The sequence below is a fragment of the Rhizobium halophilum genome (genome assembly GCF_021648825.1).
Taxonomy (GTDB): Bacteria; Pseudomonadota; Alphaproteobacteria; order Rhizobiales; family Rhizobiaceae; genus Neorhizobium; species Neorhizobium halophilum.
In genome coordinates this window covers 128,306-148,524 of the sequence record NZ_JAKJHS010000010.1, presented here as the reverse complement: position 1 = coordinate 148,524, position 20,219 = coordinate 128,306, and the positions used below count along the sequence as shown (strand labels likewise).

The window sequence follows — 20,219 nt, the reverse complement described above, 5'->3', positions numbered from 1 at the left end:
GCCGAGCTTCGAGAGCCTCACCGGGTTCAACCTGCCTTGCTGGCCGGTTGCTTCATCCGAATGCGTAGTGGCTTCCCTTCTGCATTGTCGATCTCGAAGGCATTCGTCTTCTTGACGAGATCGCTGAGCTTGCGGGAACCGTAAGTGCGGGGGTCGAAATCCGATGCCAGATTCGCGAGCTGGGTGCCGACAGCCCCAAGCGGTACCCACCCGTCTTCGCTTTCCATCTGAGCTATGACCTTCTTGATGATCGGCGTCGCGGCGCTCGGCTTCTGCAGTGACGGTGCCTGTTGTACCTCGCCGTTGCCGTTCGCCGGCTCTTGAGGCAGCAGGTTCTCCGTGTAGATAAACCTCCGGCATGCCTGACGGAAGCTCTCGGGTGTCTTCTGTTCCCCGAACCCGAAGACGTCGATGCCTTGCTCGCGGATACGCGATGCAAGTCTCGTGAAATCGCTGTCGGAGGAGACGAGACAAAATCCGTCGAAACGTCCGCTGTGAAGCAGGTCCATCGCATCGATCACCAGTGTGATGTCGGAGGCGTTCTTGCCAGTGGTGTAGGCAAACTGCTGCTGCGGGATGATTGCATGCCTTGCAAGGACGTCCGTCCATGCCTTCGAACGGGCGCTGGAGAAGTCGCCATATATCCGGCGCACACTCGCCTCTCCGATCTTGGCAATCTCTTCGAACAGACCGTCGACGATCTTGGCCGAGGCGTTATCGGCGTCGATCAGGACCGCGAGGCGAGGCGAGCGTGGTTCAGGCATGATTTGGGCTCCCATGGTTCCAGCGTCTTTTGAATACCGGCGGCTAACGGAAGGCGTCTCTCGCGTGAGCCTAGCGATCCGACATCAGATTCTTCAACAGTCATGTATGCTAATTCCGGACGGAAGAACCACCGGTAGAAACATGGTGTCATGCCGGAAAGTGCGCCCGCGCTATCGCCGTGGCCTGTGGGCAAGCTGCAACCTGAGCCGTTGCCTTCCGTGCGCTTCGATACCCGTGGGCGGAAATAATTTCCTCGTCTGGAGCGGCAACCAGGACGGGCCTGGGAGAGGGGACATTGGTGCTTCAGCGGCGGACCCTTGACCGAAGACATTCAGCAACCGTTAAACTCGGAAGAGTTACATCCGGGTGAGATCGACAACCTACGGCGGCTGGGGGGCTGCACTGGATGGAGACGAGCAATCTGATCGTTTACGTGCCGCCGGTGCTCTTCAGCCTGGTGGCAGGATGTTTCTTCCTGTTGTGGCATCTGAAGCTGAGCGACACCTGGTATTGGGGCGCCGGTTTCGCGCAGACAGCGCTAGGGTTCGTGATTTCGACCTTCTCGATCCAGCCGACCTTCGACGCCTTCGCGTCGGGGCTGATCTTCATGGGGGCGTCCTATTGCTACGGCAGCGGGCTCCTGTCTCACTTCAAGATGCCCATGCAGACGGTGCAGCGCCTGTCCTTCGTCGCGCTGTATACGCTGGCGCTAGCTTACCTCGTTTTCGTTGAGAAGAGCCTGATCTTACCAACTGTTCCTCACGGACATGGCGTTCGCCTTCCTGCTCGCGTGGGCAATCATCAAGGTGAGGCGACAAACGAATGGCGCGATCGACAAGGGCCTCGTCATGACGAGCTGCATCGTCGTGCTGGATTCCGTGTCGCGCGCGACCTACTTCACGTTCTTCACGGGGTTGAGTAACGACTTCGCCGATTTTGCGGACTCCGCTTACAACCTCGCAGTCCATCTCACGACCATTACCGTCTGTATGTTCTTCCCGGTCAGCGCTCTCGCCGCCATAGGTCATACCGCGCTCGAGCGTTACCGAAGGGCGGCGGAGACGGATGAACTCACGGGGTTGCTAAATCGCCGAGGCCTTCGACAGGCAATCGAACAGCAACGCGGTTCGACGCGGCATGGCGCGCTTATCGTGTGCGACATCGATCACTTCAAACGCATCAATGATGGCTACGGTCATTCCTTCGGCGACGAGGTCATCCGGGGGCTGGCCGAAGACATGCGTCAGGTGGTCGGGCCCCACGGATGTACGGCACGATATGGAGGTGAGGAGTTCGTCGCCTTTCTTCCCGGTCTCGACCTCGTCGAAGCCCGCGATCTGGCGCAGGCACTGAGGGGCGCATTCTTTGAGAGGGCATGGGTGGCCTTCGATGTGACGGAGCACTTCACCGTCTCCTGTGGCGTTGCCGCCGTCGGAGCGGATGATACCCGTCTGGAGGCTGCTTTCGAACGTGGGGACCGGGCACTCTACGCGGCCAAGGCTGCCGGACGGAACCGGGTGTTCGTTGAAGGCGGAGAGATCAACCGCGACGTTGGCGGCCACCTCCAGCCAGTCCTGGGCTCAGTCCGCTTCGCGGAATAGGGGCATGAGACGGGCTGCGTGCAGCACCAGGATGAGCGTCGAGCGCGCAGCCGAAAGTTGCGTCGACGTGGTCGACTTTTCAGAATGTATCGTGCAATGTATCGCTCGAAGTATCGCAGAACGGCTGGTCTGCCAGAACCTTACGCCAAAACCCTGATTTCCGTTAATTGGGGAAGAGTCCCATCCTCCCCGCCATGGAACCCCCCGAAAAGCACGACACGTCAGGCGGCCATTTTCTCGCAGCTCTCCGCGCACCTTCGACATGCATCTACGCATGCCTGCATTTCCCCGATACGCTCACAGTCTTCGGCGCACTGTCTGCAGATTTCTGCGCACTCGCGGCAGGTGTGCTTGTGGTGCTCCGTGCCGATCAGCATGAAGTGTGCTGACGTCCGGCAGATCTCGGCACAGGCCATCATCAGCTTGAAATGGGCGGGCCCGGTATGCTTTCCGCCGAGTTCCAGACAGTGGCCCATTGCGGACGACAGGCACTCGGCATAGCACGCCAGGCACTGGTCGATGCAGTTTTTCATGTCCGACGAAATCTGATGCATTTTTATTCTCCTATACACTGAAACGGGATGGTGGGGATGATGCTTTCCTACCCATCCGGCTTGCGGGTTGGACGAGGCGCCCAGGGCCTAATGCAATCCACCCTTGGAGAATCGGAAACGCAGCGCGGGGTTCCGTTAATCTCCAGCGGCATCTTGGAAACTTGCTGCTCCGCATGAAAAGATCCCGGCGCAGCTTTGTGAGCATTCTGATGCTCCCTGACTGGAACATTCGGTTTCCGCCCTTGTTGAGTTTTCACATCTGCAGCATTGGGGAGCCGCTCATGACGAACTCGACGGAGCATCACGACAAATCTCATCGCGTCAGCCGATGGTACTCCATGGCACTCGGCATCCTCCTGGTGCTGCTCGGACTCGTGATTGGCGGAGGCGGGATTTGGCTGATCGTCCTCGGCGGCTCGTGGTACTACGCTGTCGCCGGCACTGGCCTGCTGGTGTCGGGTGTGCTGATGGTGATGGGGCGCCACTCCAGCGTGCTCGTCTACGCGGCAACCTTTATTTTCACCGTATTCTGGGCGCTTTGGGAGGTCGGACTTCAGGGATGGCCACTCGTCCCCCGACTGGTCGCGCCCACCGTCATCCTGCTGCTGGTGCTCCTCGCCATTCCGGCGCTGCGCCGTCGCGACCCGCACCCAGGCACCCGCCGCCACGGAATGGCGACCGCCATGGCCGTGCTGGCAGCCCTGGGGATTGGCTTAACCGCTGCGCCCTGGATTCGGCCGACCACCGTCCTGGCGCAGGCCGAGACGGAGGAGGGGACGGCTCCCGCCCCGCAAAGTCCGGAGCGGCCACCTGCGGACAGCGGCATCATTGCTCCGGCACCCCCCGTCGATAGCGGTACTGTCGCTCCGGCAGAGCCTGCCGAGCCTCTGGCTGACCAGATTCCGGGACGTCAGCCAGCGCTCGATACGGAAAGTGGTATCGTCATCAATCCCGAGGTTCCCCGTGACCCCGCGCCCGAAGGGCAGTCCGCCGAAGAGGATCGGCCGGCGCTTGCCATGCGCGAAACTGGCGCCGATTGGCCGGCCTGGGGCGGCAACCTGCATGGCACGAAATACTCGCCATTGACCCAGATCACGCCCGAAAACGTCGGCCAGCTCGAGCGCATCTGGGAGTTCAATACCGGTGACCTTCCGTCACCCGAGGCGGAGGGAAAGTATTCGCCTGAGAACACGCCGCTGAAAATCGGTGAAAAGCTCTTCGCCTGCACCCCCATGGGCAAGATCATCTCGATCGATGCGCAGTCAGGCAAGGAGGAGTGGCGCTATGACCCCCAGGTGCCGGCGGACGCGATCCCTTACGGCGCAACCTGCCGCGGCGTATCCTATTTCGAGGTGCCGGACGTTGATCCTTATGACCTCTGCGCAACCCGCATCATCTGGGGTACGCTCGATGCGCGCCTGATCGCCGTCGACGCCGAGACCGGCCAGCTCTGCACCGGCTTTGGTGAAAACGGCATGGTCTTTCTGGAGCGCGGCCTGGGTGAAACGGTGCCCGGCTGGTACGCCATGACCTCACCGCCCACCATCGTGCGCGGCGTCGTCGTGGTCGGTGCACAGGTGACGGACGGAAATGCGGAAGATTCCCCCTCCGGCGTCATCCGCGGCTTCGACGCCGTCACCGGCGAGTTCGAATGGGCCTGGGACCTGGGCCGCCCCGGCGATACGAGCCAGGCGGGGCCGGAGGAAGTTTACACCCGTGGAACGCCCAACATGTGGACCATCGCCGCTGGCGACGAGGAACTCGGCTACGTCTTTCTGCCGATGGGCAATTCTGCCGTCGACTACTACGGCTCCAACCGCAGCGAACAGGAGAACGAATACTCGACCGCGCTCGTTGCTCTGGACGTGACGACCGGGCAGCCCGCGTGGCATTTCCAGACAGTGTACCGCGATGTCTGGGACTACGATCTCGGCAGCCAGCCAACGTTGATCGACTTCCCGATAGATGGCGGCACCGTGCCCGCCGTCATCCTCGCGTCGAAGCAGGGCGATATCTTCATTCTCAACCGCGAGACGGGTGAATCGCTCTTCCCGGTCGAGGAGCGTCCGGTGCCGCAGGGCGGCGTCGAGCCGGACTATCTTTCGCCGACGCAGCCTTTCTCCACCTATCACACGCTGGCCTTTCCGCGTCTGGAGGAGGCGGACATGTGGGGCATGTCACCGATCGACCAGCTCTGGTGCCGCATCCAGTTCCGCCGGTCCCATTACGACGGCATCTACACGCCGCCGACAAGCGACCAGCACTGGATCCAGTATCCGGGCTATAATGGCGGCAATGACTGGGGCTCCGTGGCGGTGGACCCGGAACGCGGGCTGCTGATTGCCAACTATAACAACATGCCGAACCACAACCGGCTGGTGCCGCGCGAGGAGGCGGACAAAGCGGACGTGAGGCCGATCTATGAGCCGGCATCCGACGACGAAGGCCCGCTCGGCGAAGCCGGGCCGCAGATCGGCGCCCCTTACGCGATCGACGTGAATGCTGGCTGGCGCGTTCCTTATACCGGGCTCCTATGCAAGGAGCCGCCCTATGGCGGAATTCGGGCGATCGATCTGGCCACCGGCGACACCGTCTGGGATCATCCCTTCGGCTCGGCGCGCCGCAACGGCCCCTTCGGCATTCCATCCATGCTGCCGCTCACCATCGGTACCCCGAACAATGGAGGTCCGGCGGTCACCGCAGGCGGGCTGATCTTCATCGCCGCCACGACGGACAACCTGATCCGGGCGATCGACATCGAGACCGGTGAGACACTGTGGAGTGACGCGCTTCCGGGCGGCGGCCAGGCAAATCCTCTGGTGGTGGAAGTCGCCGGACGGCAGTTCGTGATCATCTATCCCGGCGGCCACCATTTCATGGAGACGCCGATCAGCGACGCAATCATCGCCTATGGGTTGCCGGAGAGACGCTGACAGGTGGCAATACAATATATGGCGCGTCTCATCGCTCACCGCTTCCACGCCGGTCGCCCGCATTGGGGCGCAGGAAGGGTGCCTTTGATCGTCGGTTCGAACCTGTACTGCTACCTCGGAGGACGTTCGGGAGATCGGTGCGTGACCATCTCTGATGGAAAGAGGTCTTTCAGCGCACTGCCGACCAGCTTCCTGGCCTCTTCCTGTGGAGAGACTCGCTGACCTACAACCTCAGTCACGTCGATTTGAGCGTTGATCTGCTTAACACTGCGTTCCGTTTTGGCGCCTTTATTCCAGGCGTTCCGCAACCCATCTCCACGCTGTCGGCAGATGCTGACACCGGGCCACCGATAACGTTAGCTCGGTCGCGGAATATCATCCGCATTTTTTGATAAGCGAACCTCCCGCCATGGGCCGGACGTTCACGGAAAGGAGATACTATGTCCAAGTTCATCAAAGCATTTGTCATGGCTGCCGTCGTTTCCGCAGCAGGTGTAGCCGCCACTTCGCCGGCCGCTGCCGCTGATAATCAGTGGTTCCACCAGGAAAAGGGCGACAACCAAGGGAACGGCCGATAATCGACGGCTGACACGGGCGCCGGCACATTGCCGGTGCCTGTTCAGGCGCTTCCCAGGTGCTGGACGAATGCGTCTGGGAAGCTATCTACACGGATAGACTGCGGAACCTGTCACGACCGTGATGAAAAAGTCAGAAGATGTATAGGCCGATCATTCGGCAGACGGAGGCAAAATAATGGGTGCTATCACGAGGATTCTCAGCATGTCAGCGCTGTGTCTGACGGTTGCAGGTTGCGCCACGTCCTCCAGGCCGGTCGCCCCCGAACCCGTGGGAGGTCTCGTGCAGGAACACGGCGGGGCCAATCCTGTTCCGATCGTGTGGCCCTCGCAGCGGCAGTATAGCGCGCCTGGTTGGGTATCCCGCTGATCACGCATCGCCACCGTGCGCAAAGAACGTGTGGATACCATCGCCGGGTGACCCTTAGGCATCATCCTTCTCGGACCGCTCTTCGGCGGGACCTTCTACCCGTGCCAAGTTCAGCGCGGTGTTGATGAGCCCGATGTGGCTGAAGGCCTGCGGAAAGTTTCCGAGCATCCGGTTGTTAACAGGATCGTACTCCTCAGAAAGAAGCCCGACATCGTTGCATAGGGAGGCAAGCCTTCCGTAGAGGCGCTTTGCATCTGCATAGCGCCCGATCAGCACGAAGGCGTCGCAAAGCCAGAAGCTGCAGACGAGAAACGCGCCTTCGTCGCCGGGAAGTCCGTCGTCCGAGACCGCGGTTTCGTAGCGTAGAACAAGGCCGTCACGAACCAGGCCGCGTTCAATAGCTTCCACAGTCGAGACGACGCGAGGATCGTCGGGCGGAAGGAAGCCCACGAGGGGGATCTGCAGAAGGCTGGCATCGAGCGCCTCCGATCCGTAGGACTGGACGAAACTGCCGAGTCTTTCGTTATAGGCATTGCGGCAGACTTCGGCGTGGATCTCGTCTGCAACCGAACGCCATCGTACCACCGCCTCGGGGTCGGCGCCGAAATCCTTTGCCAGCCGTGCTGCACGATCGAAGGCCACCCATGCCATGACCTTTGAATGTGTGAAATGGGCAGCGCCGCTACGTACCTCCCATATGCCTTCATCCGGACGTCGCCAGGCCTGTTCGAGAAACGGGAGGAGCACGCGCGAGATGGCTGGGCTGCGGGGATGAGCGGCAAGCCCTTGACGACGCGCCTGAGCAAGTGCGTCAGCCACTTCACCGTAGACGTCGAGCTGAAACTGTCCTGCCGCCGCGTTTCCCACTCGTACCGGCAATGAGCCCTCGTAACCCGTCAGCCAGTCGACCTCCCATTCCGGCAGATGACGTTCTCCCCCCACGCCATACATGATCTGCATCTGTTCCGGTGTCCCCGCGATCGTCCGCATCAGCCATTCTCGCCACGCTGCGGCCTCCTCGAGATAACCGAGGTTCATGAACGCCATCAGCGTCATGGTGGCATCGCGTAGCCAGCAGTAGCGGTAATCCCAGTTGCGGGTGCCGCCGATCTTTTCAGGCAGGGAAGTTGTGACTGCGGCGACGATCCCGCCGGTCGGCAGGTAGGTCATCGCCTTCAGCGTGATCAATGAACGCTTCACGATCTCTGTATAGCTGTTGATGTCGGGAACGCGGCTGACGAAATCTCGCCAGAAGAACACCGTCTGCTGCAGGGCCGCTTCCGCATCCTGAGCCGTTGGCGGCTGTTCGTGGGAAGCGCTGTGGATGAGGGTGAAGGGAAAGCGCTCTCCTTCGCAAACGGTAACTGTAGCCTTGCTGTGAAAGTCTTCGCCCTTCAGGTGGACGGGGCTCTGCAGCGTCAGCCGGTACGGTCCCGCCACTGCCGTGAGCCGACCCTCCTGGTCATGCGACACCCACGGGACGCTGCGTCCATAATCGAATCGCATGACGAGATCGATCTCGAGCTCCACCTTGCCCAGCCGTCCCTCCACGATCCGGACAATATTGCTGGAGCCGTCCCTCGGGGGCATGAAATCCAGGAGAGCGACTGTGCCGGTGTCAGTGACAAATTCCGTTTCCAGTACCAGCGTATCCTGAACATAGCTGCGTCGGACGCTGTAGGGTGTCCGAGGGGTGATCGACCAATGTCCGTTATCTTGGGACCCGAGCAGGGCCGCAAAGCAGGCGCTTGAATCGAAGCGAGGCAGGCAGAGCCAGTCGATTGAGCCGCTTTTGGAAACCAGGGCGGCTGTCTCGCAGTCTCCAATCATTGCGTAGTCTTCGATCCGAACAGCCATTGTCACCTCTTAGCCATCGGCGGCGGAGCAAAGGTCCGCCTTCACCGGTATCTTCTGCATGCGATATGCCTCAGTGGAGGTAACGTGAAACCAAGTGTGCGCGTTTCAAGTGTTCCCCGGTCGGTATCGGTGCTGACCAGCATCCACGAGGCAACGGCAGCGTCTACTGAGAACCGAGGCAGAGACGCCCGCTCCGTAACTGGCCAGCGCCCAGCAAGTTCAGAGGCTAGGTGCCACCGACCCAACGACACGTGATGCCAAGCTGTCCGAAGAGCAGCTACTTCTGCCGGATATCCGGCAACGTCCGCCTCATGTCCTGCCAGCGGGGAGGGGGCGGCGGCGGCGTCCAGCGAAGATGAGGCGGCGGTGGTCCCGGCAGTTCGCTCGGCGCCCATCGCTGCTTGTCCCGATGTGGCGAAACACGTGGCGGCGCAGGATCGAGCGGGTCGAGAGACGGCCTCCATTGCGGCGGACGAGGGGGTGGCTGCATCGTTCGCCGACAGGTACCGGCAGAGGTGCGATACCATCCGGGGCCACAGGAACTACTTTCGACAGCGAGCCGTAGAGAACTGCCCGGAGCGACTTCCTTAGTTGCAGCAGACGCGTCGCCATTCGCAAACGCGGAGCTTGCGACCGTCAGCGCGATGGCGAGGCCGATGCAGGCGGTAAATGTCGATCCGATACCCAATCCTCCTCGCGTGCTGCAGCCTTTGCAGAAGCACGCCGGGTTATGGCTGACAACTTTGCAGTTTTCGCGGCGATGGGAGGCGGCGATGCGCGACAGAATCAGTCCCCTGATTTGAACCTCTTCAAGAGCAGTAACAGGATGAGCTAGGGCCGACCGCAGACCGGCGGCGCCGCGGGAAGCGGCGGCATTGCGGCGCGATTCGGGCGTCAGCCTCGGCGAACACGGCACTTTCGGCGCCCGTAACCTCGTCCTAAGTGCCTGTCGAGCCTCACTTTCTTAACCAACTCTAAACATTCCTGGGGGGTGGTCGCCACATTTGTGGCCTTTCAGCAACAGGATCGCCGTAAGCAACTGCGCGAACGACCATTGCTCCAAGTTCCCGATTGCATGACCGATCCCGTCTTGTATTTTCACTCTCGGAAGCGAGGCGGTGGATCGTCCGTCTTCTGGCAATCGACGGGGATGGGGCAGGGAACGCTGTCCTTCAGCAAAAGAACCCAGACCCATACGAAACTTTGACTGGAGGTCAAAAATGAACATCAAGAGCCTTCTTCTCGGCTCCGCTGCTGCCCTCGCAGCAGTCTCTGGCGCACAGGCTGCCGATGCTATCATCGCTGCCGAGCCTGAGCCCATGGAATACGTTCGCGTTTGCGACGCATTCGGCACTGGCTACTTCTACATCCCGGGCACCGAAACCTGCCTCAAGGTCGGCGGTTACGTTCGTTTCGAAGTTCACTATGACGAAGACTTCGGCGGTGACGAGTGGAATGCTCGTACTCGTGGCTACGTAAGCTTCGACGCTCGCTCCGACACCGAACTCGGCGCTCTGCAGTCCTTCATCGCCATCCGCACCTGGGCTGAAGGCGACAACGACTTCAACGACCTTGAGCTCGACGAAGCTTACATCAAGCTCGGCGGTTTCAAGGCTGGTTACGGCTACAACTACTGGGATATCGGTCTCTCGGGTGAGACGGACGCTCTCGGTTCGAACCGTCTGAACATGATTGGTTACGAGTGGGTTGGCGATGCCTTCACCGTTGGCGTCTTCGTTGACGAACTCGGCGACAACGCTCTCTATGCTGACAGCGAAGTTGGTGTCGAAGGTCAGGTTGGCTTTGCACTTGGTGCAGCCAAGGCTCAGATCCTCGGTGGTTACGACTTTGCAGCTGAAGACGGTGCTGTTCGTGGTATCGTAACGGCTGACGTTGGTCCGGGCACCCTCGGTATCGCTGGTGTATGGTCGAGCGGCTTCAACTCCTACTACGCTGCTTCCGAGTGGACCGTTGCTGCTGAATACGCTTTCGCAGTTTCGGATCGCTTCAAGCTGACCCCGGGCTTCCAGTACTTCTGGGATACCAACCTCGACGCAGCTGGCTCTGACGATGCATGGCGCGCTGGCGTCACCCTCGACTACAAGATCGTTGAAGGTCTGACGTCGAAGGTTAGCGTTCAGTACCAGGACGACGAAGCTACCGACGACGACGAGTGGTTCGGTTTCGTTCGCCTGCAGCGTTCGTTCTAATCTGAACAGAAAAATAGGAAGGGCCCGCACCGAGTGCGGGCCCTTTCTTCGTTACACGTAGTCAATTAATCTTCGCAGTCGGCGACAACGGTTTCGCCCGTCGTGTTCGCCTGACCTGCAACAGAAGCCGTGTCGTTCATCGCGGTCTTGTCTTCGCCGCGGGACTGGCAGTCATCGCCATCGGTCCGATTGTTAACGGTGTCACCGCTCGTGGATGAGCCAGATACCGATGTGCCCGAGCCGGTGCCGATCGAGCCGCCGCTTGTCTGGGCGATCGCACCAGTTGCGAGACCGAGCGAAAGAGCGGATACTGCGAGAAGTTTCTTGTACATTCGTTTACCTCCGTTGGGGAGCTTCGAGATATCCGAAGCCTTCGTCACGGGGCGATAACACGGGAGGGGCGCGGATGGTTCCGCGTTGATTTGTGGCAATTTTCTGACAGTTGGCGAGGGGCCGGGAGGCTCAGGTGAGATCGGAGCCGTTATCGTCGGCCAAACCGCAGATCCGCCACGATGTCAGATTTCTGACCCAGTCGCGTCTTGTAGACCTGATAGTTCTCGATGATCCGCTGAACGTAGCTGCGGGTTTCGGGGAAGGGGATCCGCTCGATCCAGTCCACCACATCATCGATACTCTTGCCGCGCGGGTCGCCGTAGCGATCAATCCATTCGCCTACTCGGCGTGGACCGGCATTATAGGCGATGAAGGTGAGGACATAGGAACCGTCGAACGACGCGATCTGCTCGCCGAGGTAATGGGCGCCGAGTGTGGCGTTGTAGCCCGGATCCTCCGTAAGCCGCGCTGGCGCATAGGTCAGGCCGTGTCTCTTTGCCACGGCTTTTGCCGTTCCCGGAAGAAGCTGCAACAGACCCCGCGCATTGGCCGGCGAGACCGCAGCCGGATTGAAGGCGCTTTCCTGGCGGGCAATGGAGTAGGCAAGTGCGGTGCCCGAGCCGGCTATGTTGGCGCTTGCAGGGATGACGCCCGTGGGGAAGGCCAGGGCGGCGACATCCCGGCCTTCGGCAAAGGCGGTCTTCCCAAGATGCAGGGCAAGATTGTGTTCGCCGCGCTTCTCCGCTTCGGACGCAAGCAGCGCCAGTTCGCCGGGGCTGCTGATCTCCTTGGCCAGCGACTTCATCAGGGCATCCGCACGCTTCTGGTGCCCTGCCGCCTGCAACACGGCCATTGCTTTGACGGGAGCCCTGCTCGAGAAGCGAAGTCGGTCAGCCTCGCTTGGAAGCGGCGCGGCAACGTTCAGTCTTTCGACCCCGATACGGGCCGCTGCCAACTGCCCGTAGAAGCTCCCGGTATAGGTGGCGGCCTTCTCGAAGTACGATCGCGCCTGACCTCTCGCGGTCTCTCCTTCGCCGGCCGCCTCTGCCGTTCGACCAAGCCAGTACCAGCCACGTGATGCCGAGATCGGCCCATTGGCGACATTGATTATGCGCAGAAAGTGACGTTCTGCGGCTTCGAAATCCTTCAGGTTCCGCAGCGCGTACCAGCCGGCATGGAACGCCGCGTCGACGATCTCGGTCGGTCGCTCCCCCTCATGCGCCGAGACGATCTCATAAGCGGCCGCGTATTTGCCTTCGTCTGCGAGACCGCGCGCGACGATGCGACGCTCGTCCCACCACTCGGATGTGTTTATCAGACGGTCCGCGTCCCGCGGCACCTTCTTCAGGAGAGCCGCTGCATCCTCGTGTTTGTCCTGCCGGCGCAGTCGGTCTATCCGGAGGAACAGATAGGCTGGATCATTGGCCCAAGTTTTGTCCACCACCTTGATCAAGGCATCGGCGTTCTTTGCCTCGCGAAGGACCGCAGTCCACGCTTTGTAGAGCGAGTGAGCTTCTCCCAATTCGGAAAAACGCTTCGCTTGTGCTACGCGGCTCCGGTACATGAGGTAGTCCATGCGCGACTTGTGATCTGAGGCGGCTAAGTCATCGCCGAATTGCGCAAGCACCCGGTTCTCCAACGCCGTGTCGAGCGCTTGGGATCTCCAGAGCTCGCGGATCATGTCGAGCGCCTTGGCACCTTCTCCTGCCTCTTTGAGCGCGCGTGCCAGGGCGAATCGACCCTCAGCCGTCGCGGGCGGTTCCCCGGCAAAGAAACTCTCCACCGTCCGCCGGTCCGCATTCTCCAGGAAAAGCGCCCGTTCGGCCTGCTCGCGAAGCCGGTCCAGGTCTGGCCATCCGACGAGATCCTGTTCGGCTGCCACGATTTCGCGGAAGGAGACGCCTGGCAATCCGGATGTGGCAAGGGCCCAGCTCAGAATTTGACGATCCAGAGAGCCTTCCGGCAATGCGTCACGTACCGATCTGGCGCGGCTGGCGTTCCGGTCGGACAAAGCGTCCAGCCCTGCCTTGACGACGGGCGCCGCCATCAGTCGACCGGTGCGCGGCAACGTGCTACCAGCAAGCGGCATGGGAAAGGCTGCAGCCGTCGGGTTATCCGGCTTTACATAGGGAAGGGGGGCAGCACTCTCCGGAAGAGGGCCGGCCATGGTAACGCCGCTAGAAAGGCTCAAAGCCAGCGCGGTAATCAACAGCACGGGCTTCTTCATCCGACGACTCGCGATATGAGACAATCCCACCTCGTATTAGCTGCTTCGGAAATTAACGAAGCGTTATCAACATCATTAAAATGCGCCACTTCGGCGTGGCGGCATCAGGATAATTCCCGACAGCATCCGCTTGTCGTGGCATGTCCGCCGCTCTATTGTGCGCCACCTTATTCACGGAATGCGGCCGAAGCATGGATGCCGCCCGCCAGGAGTTTTGCATGTTCAAGGGATCGATGCCGGCACTCGTCACGCCATTTACAGACAATGGTGAGGTCGACGAGCAAGCCTTTGCGTCCCACATCGAGTGGCAGATTGGAGAAGGGAGCAGCGGGCTTGTGCCGGTTGGAACGACGGGTGAGTCGCCGACGCTTTCTCATGCGGAACACAAGCGCGCCGTGGAGTTGTGCATCCAGGTGGCAGCCAAGAGGGTCCCGGTCATCGCCGGAGCGGGATCCAACAACACCCACGAGGCCATCGAACTTGCTACGCATGCGGAAAAGGCAGGGGCTGATGCGCTGCTGGTCGTGACGCCTTACTACAACAAGCCGACCCAGAAGGGGCTCTTCGCTCATTTCGCCGCAATTGCGCAAGCGGTGTCGCTGCCGATCTTCATCTACAACATCCCTGGGCGGTCCGTCATCGACATGTCGCCGGAAACAATGGGCGCGCTGGTCAAGGCTCACAAGAACATTGTGGGGGTAAAGGACGCGACAGGCAAGCTGGAGCGCGTTTCGGAGCAGCGCATCACTTGCGGCAAGGACTTCATTCAGCTCTCTGGTGAAGATGCGACTGCCCTTGGTTTCAATGCCCACGGGGGCGTTGGATGCATCTCCGTAACCGCCAATGTGGCGCCGCGCCTTTGCGCAGAGTTCCAGGCGGCGACCCTTGCGGGGGATTATGCCAAGGCGCTGGAGTACCAGGACAGGCTGATGCCGCTGCACAGGGCAATCTTCCTGGAACCGGGCGTCTGTGGCGCAAAATATGGTCTTTGGAGGACACGCGGGCTTAACCGCAGCGTCCGTTCGCCGCTGATCTCGGCGCTGGAACCTGCAACCGAAGCAGCACTGGATTCTGCGCTCAGGCACGCGGGATTGCTGAACTAAGGCCCCAAGAGCTTCACTTGCGGACTTCGCCGCCTTACATGACTGAGAACCCTGCCGGGAGCCGGGGAGCGAACAAGAAGCTTACGAAGGATAGACGAAGCCATGGCCCCCAGAGGCAGCCAGCGGACGGTAAACAAGGTTGTCGCGGAGAACCGTAAGGCCCGCTTCAACTATGAGATCCTGGACACCTACGAAGCCGGACTCGTGCTGACGGGTACGGAAGTGAAGTCGCTGCGCGAGGGCAAGGCGAACATCGCCGAATCCTACGCTTCGGACGAGGGCGAGGAGATCTGGCTGATCAACTCCCATCTGCCGGAATACCTGCAGGCCAACCGCTTCAACCACGAACCGCGCCGTCGCAGAAAACTCCTTCTCAACAAGCGCGAGATCAATCGGCTGCGTGCGGGGATCAATCGCGAAGGCATGACGCTGGTCCCATTGAAGATATATTTCAACGACCGAGGCAGGGCGAAGCTGGAACTGGCGCTTGCGAAGGGCAAGAAGCTGCACGACAAGCGGGAAGCCGCAAAGGAGCGGGATTGGAACCGCCAGAAGAGCCGACTCCTCAAGGAAAACTGAAGCCCGGCTCCCGCTTCTAAGCGAAGACCTGTTCCGGTCTGAAGAATAACCCTCTCTACGTGTTCGGAGAACCTTCTGCAGGCCGCCTCGTTGTCGAGCCATGGAAGAGGTCAGTGACAGCGAAGGTTTGGAAAGGATCATACGGGAGGCCATCGTAGAGCGCCGCGTCCTGTTTGCCCGCTATCATGATGTCGAGCGAACGATCGAGCCTCATATTCTCGGCTATGACCGCAACGACCATCTTGCCCTCAGCGCTTGGCAGGTTGCTGGGACCGGTGCCGGTTGGCGTCGCTTTCATCTGGACGAGGTGATGGAGCTGAAGCCCACCAACAGCCGGTTTTTAAGGGCCGCTCCCGGATACAATCGCAGAGATCCTTCCTTCAGACGCGTCATTCAGCAGGTCTGACACCGTCCGTTGATCTTGATGAAGAGGAACAAAAGCGACGTTCCTGCCGTTGATGCCAGCATTCTCACGCGAGCCGGCTATGAAGCGTAAAACCTTGTTGACCTATGGACTTCTCGTCCTGGGTTTGGGCCTTGCAGCCTATCTTCTCTGGAACATCTTCAGCGAATATAGCTGGTCGGATATCACCGCCTCGGTCTCGGAAATCCCGACCTATAACCTGGTGACGGCGCTGGCCTTCACCCTTGCGTCCTACGTTTGTCTAACCGGCTTTGACTGGTGCGGCGTACGATATGTCGGGAACGATCTTAGCTACCCGAAGATCGGGCTGGCATCCTTCATCAGCCTTTCGATCGGGCAAAGTGTAGGGCTTGCCGGATTGAGCAGCGGTGGGTTGCGATACCGCTACTATGCTCATTGGGGTATGGATACTGAAGATGTCGCCAAGATCGTTTTACTCTCCGGAGTCACGGTTGCGCTCGGGCTTGCAACGCTGACGGGGATCGTCATGCTGATCAATCCCTCGGACGCTGCCGAGGTGCTCCGCCTGGGTGAGGCCGCCGTCCTCGCAATCGGTGGCGCTTGCCTGCTTTCCGTTGCCGCTTACCTTGCGCTTGCCAAGTTCGCCAGGGCGCCTGTGCGGATACGGAAGTGGACATTCCAGATGCCTACGCTGCGCTTGGCTGCGGCCCAGGTTGTGATAGGGACAATCAATTTCGCGCTTGTTGCTGCCGCACTACGGGAGGTCATGGGTGCAGCAGCCGATGTGAGCTATCTCAAGGCTGCAACCGCATATGTCCTGGCCAATGTTGCCATCATCGTCACCCACGCCCCTGGGGGATTAGGGGTTCTGGAAGCAACGGTCCGTCACGTCATGGGTGACCAGGCCTCCATTGGCTCGCTGGTTGCATTTCGAGTGATCTACTTCTTCATTCCGATGGGGATAGGCATCCCACTTGCATTGATCGTGGAAGCAGTCTTCAGGGCGCGCAAGCATCAATCCTCGTCCTCCGTTGCGGTAGCAGAGAAGGTCGGCTGACACTGCCTCGCCTTCATCACCCTCATGTCGCTGCTGTCGGCAGGCTCTCCGCCGCGCGGTGGTCGCTCGGACGGCTCTCGCCCGATCTCACTCCTTAACGAGGCCAGGTCGATGAAATGGTCCGCCTGGCGGCGCAGGTCGTCAGCGATCATCGGCGGCTGGCTGACCATTGTCGAAACCACCGACACCTTTCGCCCGCGCCGCTGGAGAGCCTCCACAAGCGTCCTGAAATCGCCGTCGCCGGAGAACAAGACCAAGTGATCTACCGTCTCCGACTGCTCCATCGCATCGATGGCAAGCTCAATGTCCATGTTCCCCTTGATCTTGCGGCGTCCCAGCGAGTCAGTGAACTCTTTTGCTGGTTTCGTGACCACTTTGTAGCCGTTGTAGTCTAACCAGTCGATCAGTGGGCGGATCGAGGAATATTCCTGGTCCTCGATCAGCGCGGTGTAATAATAAGCGCGGAGGAGATAGCCGCGCTTCTGGAATGCCTTGAGCAGCTTTCGATAATCGATATCGAAGCCAAGGCTTTTCGAAGCAGCGTAGAGATTCGCACCATCTATGAAGAGCGCGATCTTCTCTCTTGGGTCAAACATTTTTCCTCCATCCCACTTTATTATTGCCTGCTAAGCAGGTTTGGCACCGGCAACCACGACGGATCGGGGTCGGATGCGAACTCACACTGCACCAGCCACCTTACATTATGAAACGTTCATGTAGCTGCATTTAACGCGGGCATCTGTTTTGTCCACGCACTTTGCTGTTGATGTCTGGTTGCCGAAACAGGCCGTCATTCTATGCGCACCGCATGCGTTCCGCAGGAAAAACTTGAATTCCTGCCGCAATGGCTGTATCGGGCCTGTAGATTCCCGAACATCACGACCGCAAAGGACAGGCAATGGCCCGTGTCACCGTAGAAGATTGCATTGACAAAGTCGACAACCGGTTCGAGCTCGTTCTCCTGGCAAGCCATCGCGCACGTCAGATTTCTCAGGGTTCGTCGATCACGATCGATCGCGACAATGATAAGAATCCTGTCGTCGCGCTTCGCGAGATTGCCGACGAGACGCTGTCTCCCGACGACCTGAAGGAGGATCTCATCCATTCACTGCAAAAGCATGTGGAAGTGGATGAGCCGGAGCCCGATCCGGCGTCCCTGCTGGCGTCCAATGCAGGTGCCGTTACAGCCGCGGACCGCAGCGAAGATGATAATGACCTGCCCGAAACGGTTACCTTTGACCAGATGTCGGAAGAGGAACTCCTGGCAGGCATCGAGGGCCTTGTTCCGCCCGAAAAGAGCGACGATTACTAATCTTTCATCGTCTGGCCCTAGATCGTTCCGTTGCACTATGATGGCTGCGCCAGTTTGAAACTGGCGCGCCTTTTTTCGTTCTTGAACCGAGGAACTTTTCCGGGATGATGCGGCAATACGAGCTTGTTGAGCGGGTTCAGAAGTACAAGCCCGATGCCAACGAGGCTCTGCTCAACAAGGCCTATGTCTACGCCATGCAGAAGCACGGGCAGCAGAAGCGGGCGAGCGGCGATCCCTATATTTCTCATCCGCTCGAAGTGGCGGCGATTCTCACAGACATGCACCTGGATGAGTCGACGATTGCCGTCGCTCTTCTCCACGACACGATCGAAGACACCACCGCAACACGCGCAGAGATCGATGAACTCTTCGGGGAAGATATCGGCAGGCTCGTGGAAGGGCTGACCAAGCTAAAGCGGCTCGATCTCGTTACCAAGAAAGCCAAGCAGGCGGAGAATCTACGAAAGCTCCTCCTGGCCATTTCCGATGATGTCCGCGTCCTGCTGGTCAAGCTTGCCGACCGGCTCCACAACATGCGCACGCTGGAGCACGTAAATCCGGAGAAGCGGGCGCGCATCTCGGAAGAAACGATGGATATCTATGCGCCTCTTGCGGGCCGCATGGGTATGCAGGACCTTCGCGACGAGTTGGAGGACCTGTCGTTCCGCTATCTCAATCCCGAAGCTTATGAGACGGTGACGAAACGCCTCTCGGAACTTTCCGCCCGCAATGACGGGCTGATTACGAAGATCGAGGATGAACTGCGAGACTTGCTCGTGGCGAATGGTCTTGTGGACGCGGCAGTCAAGGGACGTCAGAAGAAACCTTATTCCGTTTTCCGCAAGATGCAGTCGAAGTCTCTGTCTTTCGAACAGCTTTCGGACGTCTACGGATTCCGTATTGTCGTCGGCGACATTCCCGCCTGCTACCGGGCGCTTGGTATCGTTCATACCCGCTGGCGCGTCGTACCCGGGCGTTTCAAGGACTACATATCGACGCCTAAGCAAAACGACTACCGCTCCATTCATACGACGATAGTCGGTCCGTCGCGGCAGCGTATTGAGCTGCAGATCCGGACGACGCGGATGCATGAGATCGCTGAATACGGGATTGCCGCGCATGCGCTCTACAAGGATGGCGAAAGCGGCGAGGGCGGCGAGTTGCTCTCAAAGGGATCCAATGCCTATTCCTGGCTGCGGCATACGATCGAGGCCTTGTCGGAAGGCGATAATCCCGAGGAATTCCTCGAACATACCAAGCTGGAGCTTTTCCAGGATCAGGTCTTCTGCTTTACGCCCAAGGGCAAGTTGATCGCGCTGCCGCGCGGCGCCACCCCGATCGACTTCGCCTACGCCGTTCACACCAACATCGGCGATACGACAGTGGGCTGCAAGATCAACGGCCGCATCATGCCGCTCGTCACCCGCCTCAACAACGGAGACGAGGTGGAGATCATCCGGTCAGGGGTGCAGGTTCCTCCGGCTGCCTGGGAAGAGATCGTGGTCACGGGCAAGGCGCGTGCTGCGATCCGACGGGCCACGCGCATGGCGATCCGCAAACAATATGCCGGGCTTGGCTACCGGATTCTGGAGCGGACGTTCGAAAGGGCAGGCAAGGTCTTCTCGCGCGAGGGTCTGAAACCGGTCCTCCATCGACTGGGCCAGAAGGATGTGGAGGATGCGATCGCGTCCGTCGGCCGTGGCGAACTCTCGTCCCTGGACGTGATGCGCGCCGTTTTCCCGGATTACAAGGACGAGCGCGTTACTGTTAAACCGTCCACGGACGAAGGCTGGTTCAATGTCCGCAGCGTTTCGGGCATGATGTTCCGCATCCCCGGACAATCTGCGGAAGCACGCGACGTGGAGCCGGAGGGCCAAGGGGGTGCGCCGCTGCCTATCCGAGGTCTATCGGGAAGTACCCAGGTTCGCTTCGCTCGAAGCGGCGCAGTTCCCGGCGATCGTATCGTGGGGATCATGGAGGAAGGGGCAGGGATCACCATCTATCCGATTCAGGCGCCGGCACTGCAGCGCTTTGACGATCAGCCTGAGCGATGGATCGACGTTCGCTGGGATCTCGACGATGCCAATAAATCCCGATTCACAGCGCGCATAGTCATCAATGCGCTCAACGAACCGGGAACATTGGCGACGGTGGCCCAGACAATCGCGGGGCTCGACATCAACATCCACACCCTCGACATGGGACGCGTCGCGACCGACTTCTCGGAAATCGGGCTGGAGGTTGAGGTCTGGGATCTTCGGCAGTTGAACCAGTTGCTGACGCAGTTGAAAGAACTCGACAGCATCTCGACCGTCAAGCGCGTCTACGACTGATTGTGCCCGAATTCTAGGCAACGTT

17 protein-coding genes are annotated in these 20,219 nt (G+C 59.9%); 11 read left to right on the top strand and 6 right to left on the bottom strand.

Annotated elements, in window-relative coordinates:
* Positions 1 to 26: 26 nt before the first annotated feature.
* Positions 27 to 764, bottom strand: a complete 738-nt coding sequence (locus LXM96_RS17690) for an NYN domain-containing protein (RefSeq protein ID WP_239999883.1) — start codon at positions 762 to 764, stop codon at positions 27 to 29.
* Positions 765 to 1,171: 407 nt separating this feature from the next.
* Between LXM96_RS17690 and LXM96_RS17685 the strand changes: the two genes are divergently transcribed.
* A complete protein-coding gene (locus LXM96_RS17685) occupies positions 1,172 to 1,687 on the top strand; it encodes a hypothetical protein (RefSeq protein WP_239999882.1) in 516 nt (171 codons plus the stop codon).
* Entirely contained in the window at positions 1,614 to 2,366 is a 753-nt protein-coding gene (locus tag LXM96_RS17680) for a GGDEF domain-containing protein (protein ID WP_239999881.1), read from the top strand. The genes LXM96_RS17685 and LXM96_RS17680 overlap by 74 nt, the downstream gene beginning before the upstream one ends.
* A gap of 221 nt (positions 2,367 to 2,587) precedes the next feature.
* Here LXM96_RS17680 and LXM96_RS17675 read toward each other — a convergent pair whose 3' ends face one another.
* Entirely contained in the window at positions 2,588 to 2,920 is a 333-nt protein-coding gene (locus LXM96_RS17675; protein WP_239999880.1) for a four-helix bundle copper-binding protein, read from the bottom strand.
* Between the two features lie 281 nt (positions 2,921 to 3,201).
* On the opposite strand from LXM96_RS17675, the gene LXM96_RS17670 reads away from it, so the two are divergent.
* Both LXM96_RS17670 and LXM96_RS17665 read left to right on the top strand, forming a co-directional pair.
* The gene (locus tag LXM96_RS17670) at positions 3,202 to 5,853 is read left to right on the top strand and encodes an outer membrane protein assembly factor BamB family protein (protein WP_239999879.1); all 2,652 of its coding nucleotides are present in this window, start codon (positions 3,202 to 3,204) and stop codon (positions 5,851 to 5,853) included.
* 440 nt (positions 5,854 to 6,293) lie between these two features.
* Positions 6,294 to 6,431, top strand: coding sequence for a hypothetical protein (locus LXM96_RS17665; RefSeq protein WP_239999878.1), 138 nt, complete (start codon positions 6,294 to 6,296; stop codon positions 6,429 to 6,431).
* A gap of 421 nt (positions 6,432 to 6,852) precedes the next feature.
* Here LXM96_RS17665 and LXM96_RS17660 read toward each other — a convergent pair whose 3' ends face one another.
* Positions 6,853 to 8,655: a glycoside hydrolase family 15 protein gene (locus LXM96_RS17660; RefSeq protein ID WP_239999877.1), complete on the bottom strand. Its 1,803-nt coding sequence runs from the start codon at positions 8,653 to 8,655 to the stop codon at positions 6,853 to 6,855.
* Between the two features lie 1,220 nt (positions 8,656 to 9,875).
* On the opposite strand from LXM96_RS17660, the gene LXM96_RS17655 reads away from it, so the two are divergent.
* On the top strand, positions 9,876 to 10,865 hold the full coding sequence (locus tag LXM96_RS17655; protein WP_239999876.1) for a porin: 990 nt from the start codon (positions 9,876 to 9,878) through the stop codon (positions 10,863 to 10,865).
* A 65-nt stretch (positions 10,866 to 10,930) separates the two neighbouring features.
* Here LXM96_RS17655 and LXM96_RS17650 read toward each other — a convergent pair whose 3' ends face one another.
* Complete coding sequence (locus LXM96_RS17650; RefSeq protein WP_239999875.1) at positions 10,931 to 11,197, bottom strand: hypothetical protein; 267 nt, start codon at positions 11,195 to 11,197, stop codon at positions 10,931 to 10,933.
* A gap of 149 nt (positions 11,198 to 11,346) precedes the next feature.
* Entirely contained in the window at positions 11,347 to 13,425 is a 2,079-nt protein-coding gene (locus LXM96_RS17645) for a lytic transglycosylase domain-containing protein (protein ID WP_239999874.1), read from the bottom strand.
* Between the two features lie 218 nt (positions 13,426 to 13,643).
* Here LXM96_RS17645 and dapA point away from each other — a divergent pair, with 218 nt between their 5' ends.
* The 4 genes from dapA to LXM96_RS17625 all read left to right on the top strand — a co-directional run bounded on the left by dapA (position 13,644) and on the right by LXM96_RS17625 (position 16,549).
* A complete protein-coding gene (dapA, locus tag LXM96_RS17640; protein WP_239999873.1) occupies positions 13,644 to 14,528 on the top strand; it encodes a 4-hydroxy-tetrahydrodipicolinate synthase in 885 nt (294 codons plus the stop codon).
* A 102-nt stretch (positions 14,529 to 14,630) separates the two neighbouring features.
* Positions 14,631 to 15,107, top strand: coding sequence for an SsrA-binding protein SmpB (gene smpB, locus LXM96_RS17635; RefSeq protein ID WP_239999872.1), 477 nt, complete (start codon positions 14,631 to 14,633; stop codon positions 15,105 to 15,107).
* Between the two features lie 100 nt (positions 15,108 to 15,207).
* On the top strand, positions 15,208 to 15,513 hold the full coding sequence (locus LXM96_RS17630; RefSeq protein ID WP_239999871.1) for a WYL domain-containing protein: 306 nt from the start codon (positions 15,208 to 15,210) through the stop codon (positions 15,511 to 15,513).
* A gap of 79 nt (positions 15,514 to 15,592) precedes the next feature.
* Complete coding sequence (locus LXM96_RS17625) at positions 15,593 to 16,549, top strand: lysylphosphatidylglycerol synthase transmembrane domain-containing protein (RefSeq protein WP_239999870.1); 957 nt, start codon at positions 15,593 to 15,595, stop codon at positions 16,547 to 16,549.
* Here the strand turns inward: LXM96_RS17625 and LXM96_RS17620 are convergent.
* Positions 16,507 to 17,145, bottom strand: a complete 639-nt coding sequence (locus tag LXM96_RS17620; RefSeq protein ID WP_239999869.1) for a LabA-like NYN domain-containing protein — start codon at positions 17,143 to 17,145, stop codon at positions 16,507 to 16,509. The genes LXM96_RS17625 and LXM96_RS17620 overlap by 43 nt on opposite strands.
* Positions 17,146 to 17,447: 302 nt before the next feature.
* On the opposite strand from LXM96_RS17620, the gene rpoZ reads away from it, so the two are divergent.
* A complete protein-coding gene (gene rpoZ, locus LXM96_RS17615) occupies positions 17,448 to 17,861 on the top strand; it encodes a DNA-directed RNA polymerase subunit omega (protein WP_239999868.1) in 414 nt (137 codons plus the stop codon).
* A gap of 104 nt (positions 17,862 to 17,965) precedes the next feature.
* The gene (locus tag LXM96_RS17610; protein WP_239999867.1) at positions 17,966 to 20,194 is read left to right on the top strand and encodes a RelA/SpoT family protein; all 2,229 of its coding nucleotides are present in this window, start codon (positions 17,966 to 17,968) and stop codon (positions 20,192 to 20,194) included.
* Positions 20,195 to 20,219: the final 25 nt, after the last annotated feature.

Bases quoted from the DNA above. Each gene is read 5' to 3' on its own strand.
- LXM96_RS17690 (WP_239999883.1), bottom strand. From the start codon at position 764: ATGCCTGAACCACGCTCGCCTCGCCTCGCGGTCCTGATCGACGCCGAT.
- LXM96_RS17685 (WP_239999882.1), top strand. From the start codon at position 1,172: ATGGAGACGAGCAATCTGATCGTTTACGTGCCGCCGGTGCTCTTCAGC.
- LXM96_RS17680 (WP_239999881.1), top strand. From the start codon at position 1,614: ATGACGAGCTGCATCGTCGTGCTGGATTCCGTGTCGCGCGCGACCTAC.
- LXM96_RS17675 (WP_239999880.1), bottom strand. From the start codon at position 2,920: ATGCATCAGATTTCGTCGGACATGAAAAACTGCATCGACCAGTGCCTG.
- LXM96_RS17670 (WP_239999879.1), top strand. From the start codon at position 3,202: ATGACGAACTCGACGGAGCATCACGACAAATCTCATCGCGTCAGCCGA.
- LXM96_RS17665 (WP_239999878.1), top strand. From the start codon at position 6,294: ATGTCCAAGTTCATCAAAGCATTTGTCATGGCTGCCGTCGTTTCCGCA.
- LXM96_RS17660 (WP_239999877.1), bottom strand. From the start codon at position 8,655: ATGGCTGTTCGGATCGAAGACTACGCAATGATTGGAGACTGCGAGACA.
- LXM96_RS17655 (WP_239999876.1), top strand. From the start codon at position 9,876: ATGAACATCAAGAGCCTTCTTCTCGGCTCCGCTGCTGCCCTCGCAGCA.
- LXM96_RS17650 (WP_239999875.1), bottom strand. From the start codon at position 11,197: ATGTACAAGAAACTTCTCGCAGTATCCGCTCTTTCGCTCGGTCTCGCA.
- LXM96_RS17645 (WP_239999874.1), bottom strand. From the start codon at position 13,425: ATGAAGAAGCCCGTGCTGTTGATTACCGCGCTGGCTTTGAGCCTTTCT.
- dapA (WP_239999873.1), top strand. From the start codon at position 13,644: ATGTTCAAGGGATCGATGCCGGCACTCGTCACGCCATTTACAGACAAT.
- smpB (WP_239999872.1), top strand. From the start codon at position 14,631: ATGGCCCCCAGAGGCAGCCAGCGGACGGTAAACAAGGTTGTCGCGGAG.
- LXM96_RS17630 (WP_239999871.1), top strand. From the start codon at position 15,208: ATGGAAGAGGTCAGTGACAGCGAAGGTTTGGAAAGGATCATACGGGAG.
- LXM96_RS17625 (WP_239999870.1), top strand. From the start codon at position 15,593: ATGAAGCGTAAAACCTTGTTGACCTATGGACTTCTCGTCCTGGGTTTG.
- LXM96_RS17620 (WP_239999869.1), bottom strand. From the start codon at position 17,145: ATGTTTGACCCAAGAGAGAAGATCGCGCTCTTCATAGATGGTGCGAAT.
- rpoZ (WP_239999868.1), top strand. From the start codon at position 17,448: ATGGCCCGTGTCACCGTAGAAGATTGCATTGACAAAGTCGACAACCGG.
- LXM96_RS17610 (WP_239999867.1), top strand. From the start codon at position 17,966: ATGATGCGGCAATACGAGCTTGTTGAGCGGGTTCAGAAGTACAAGCCC.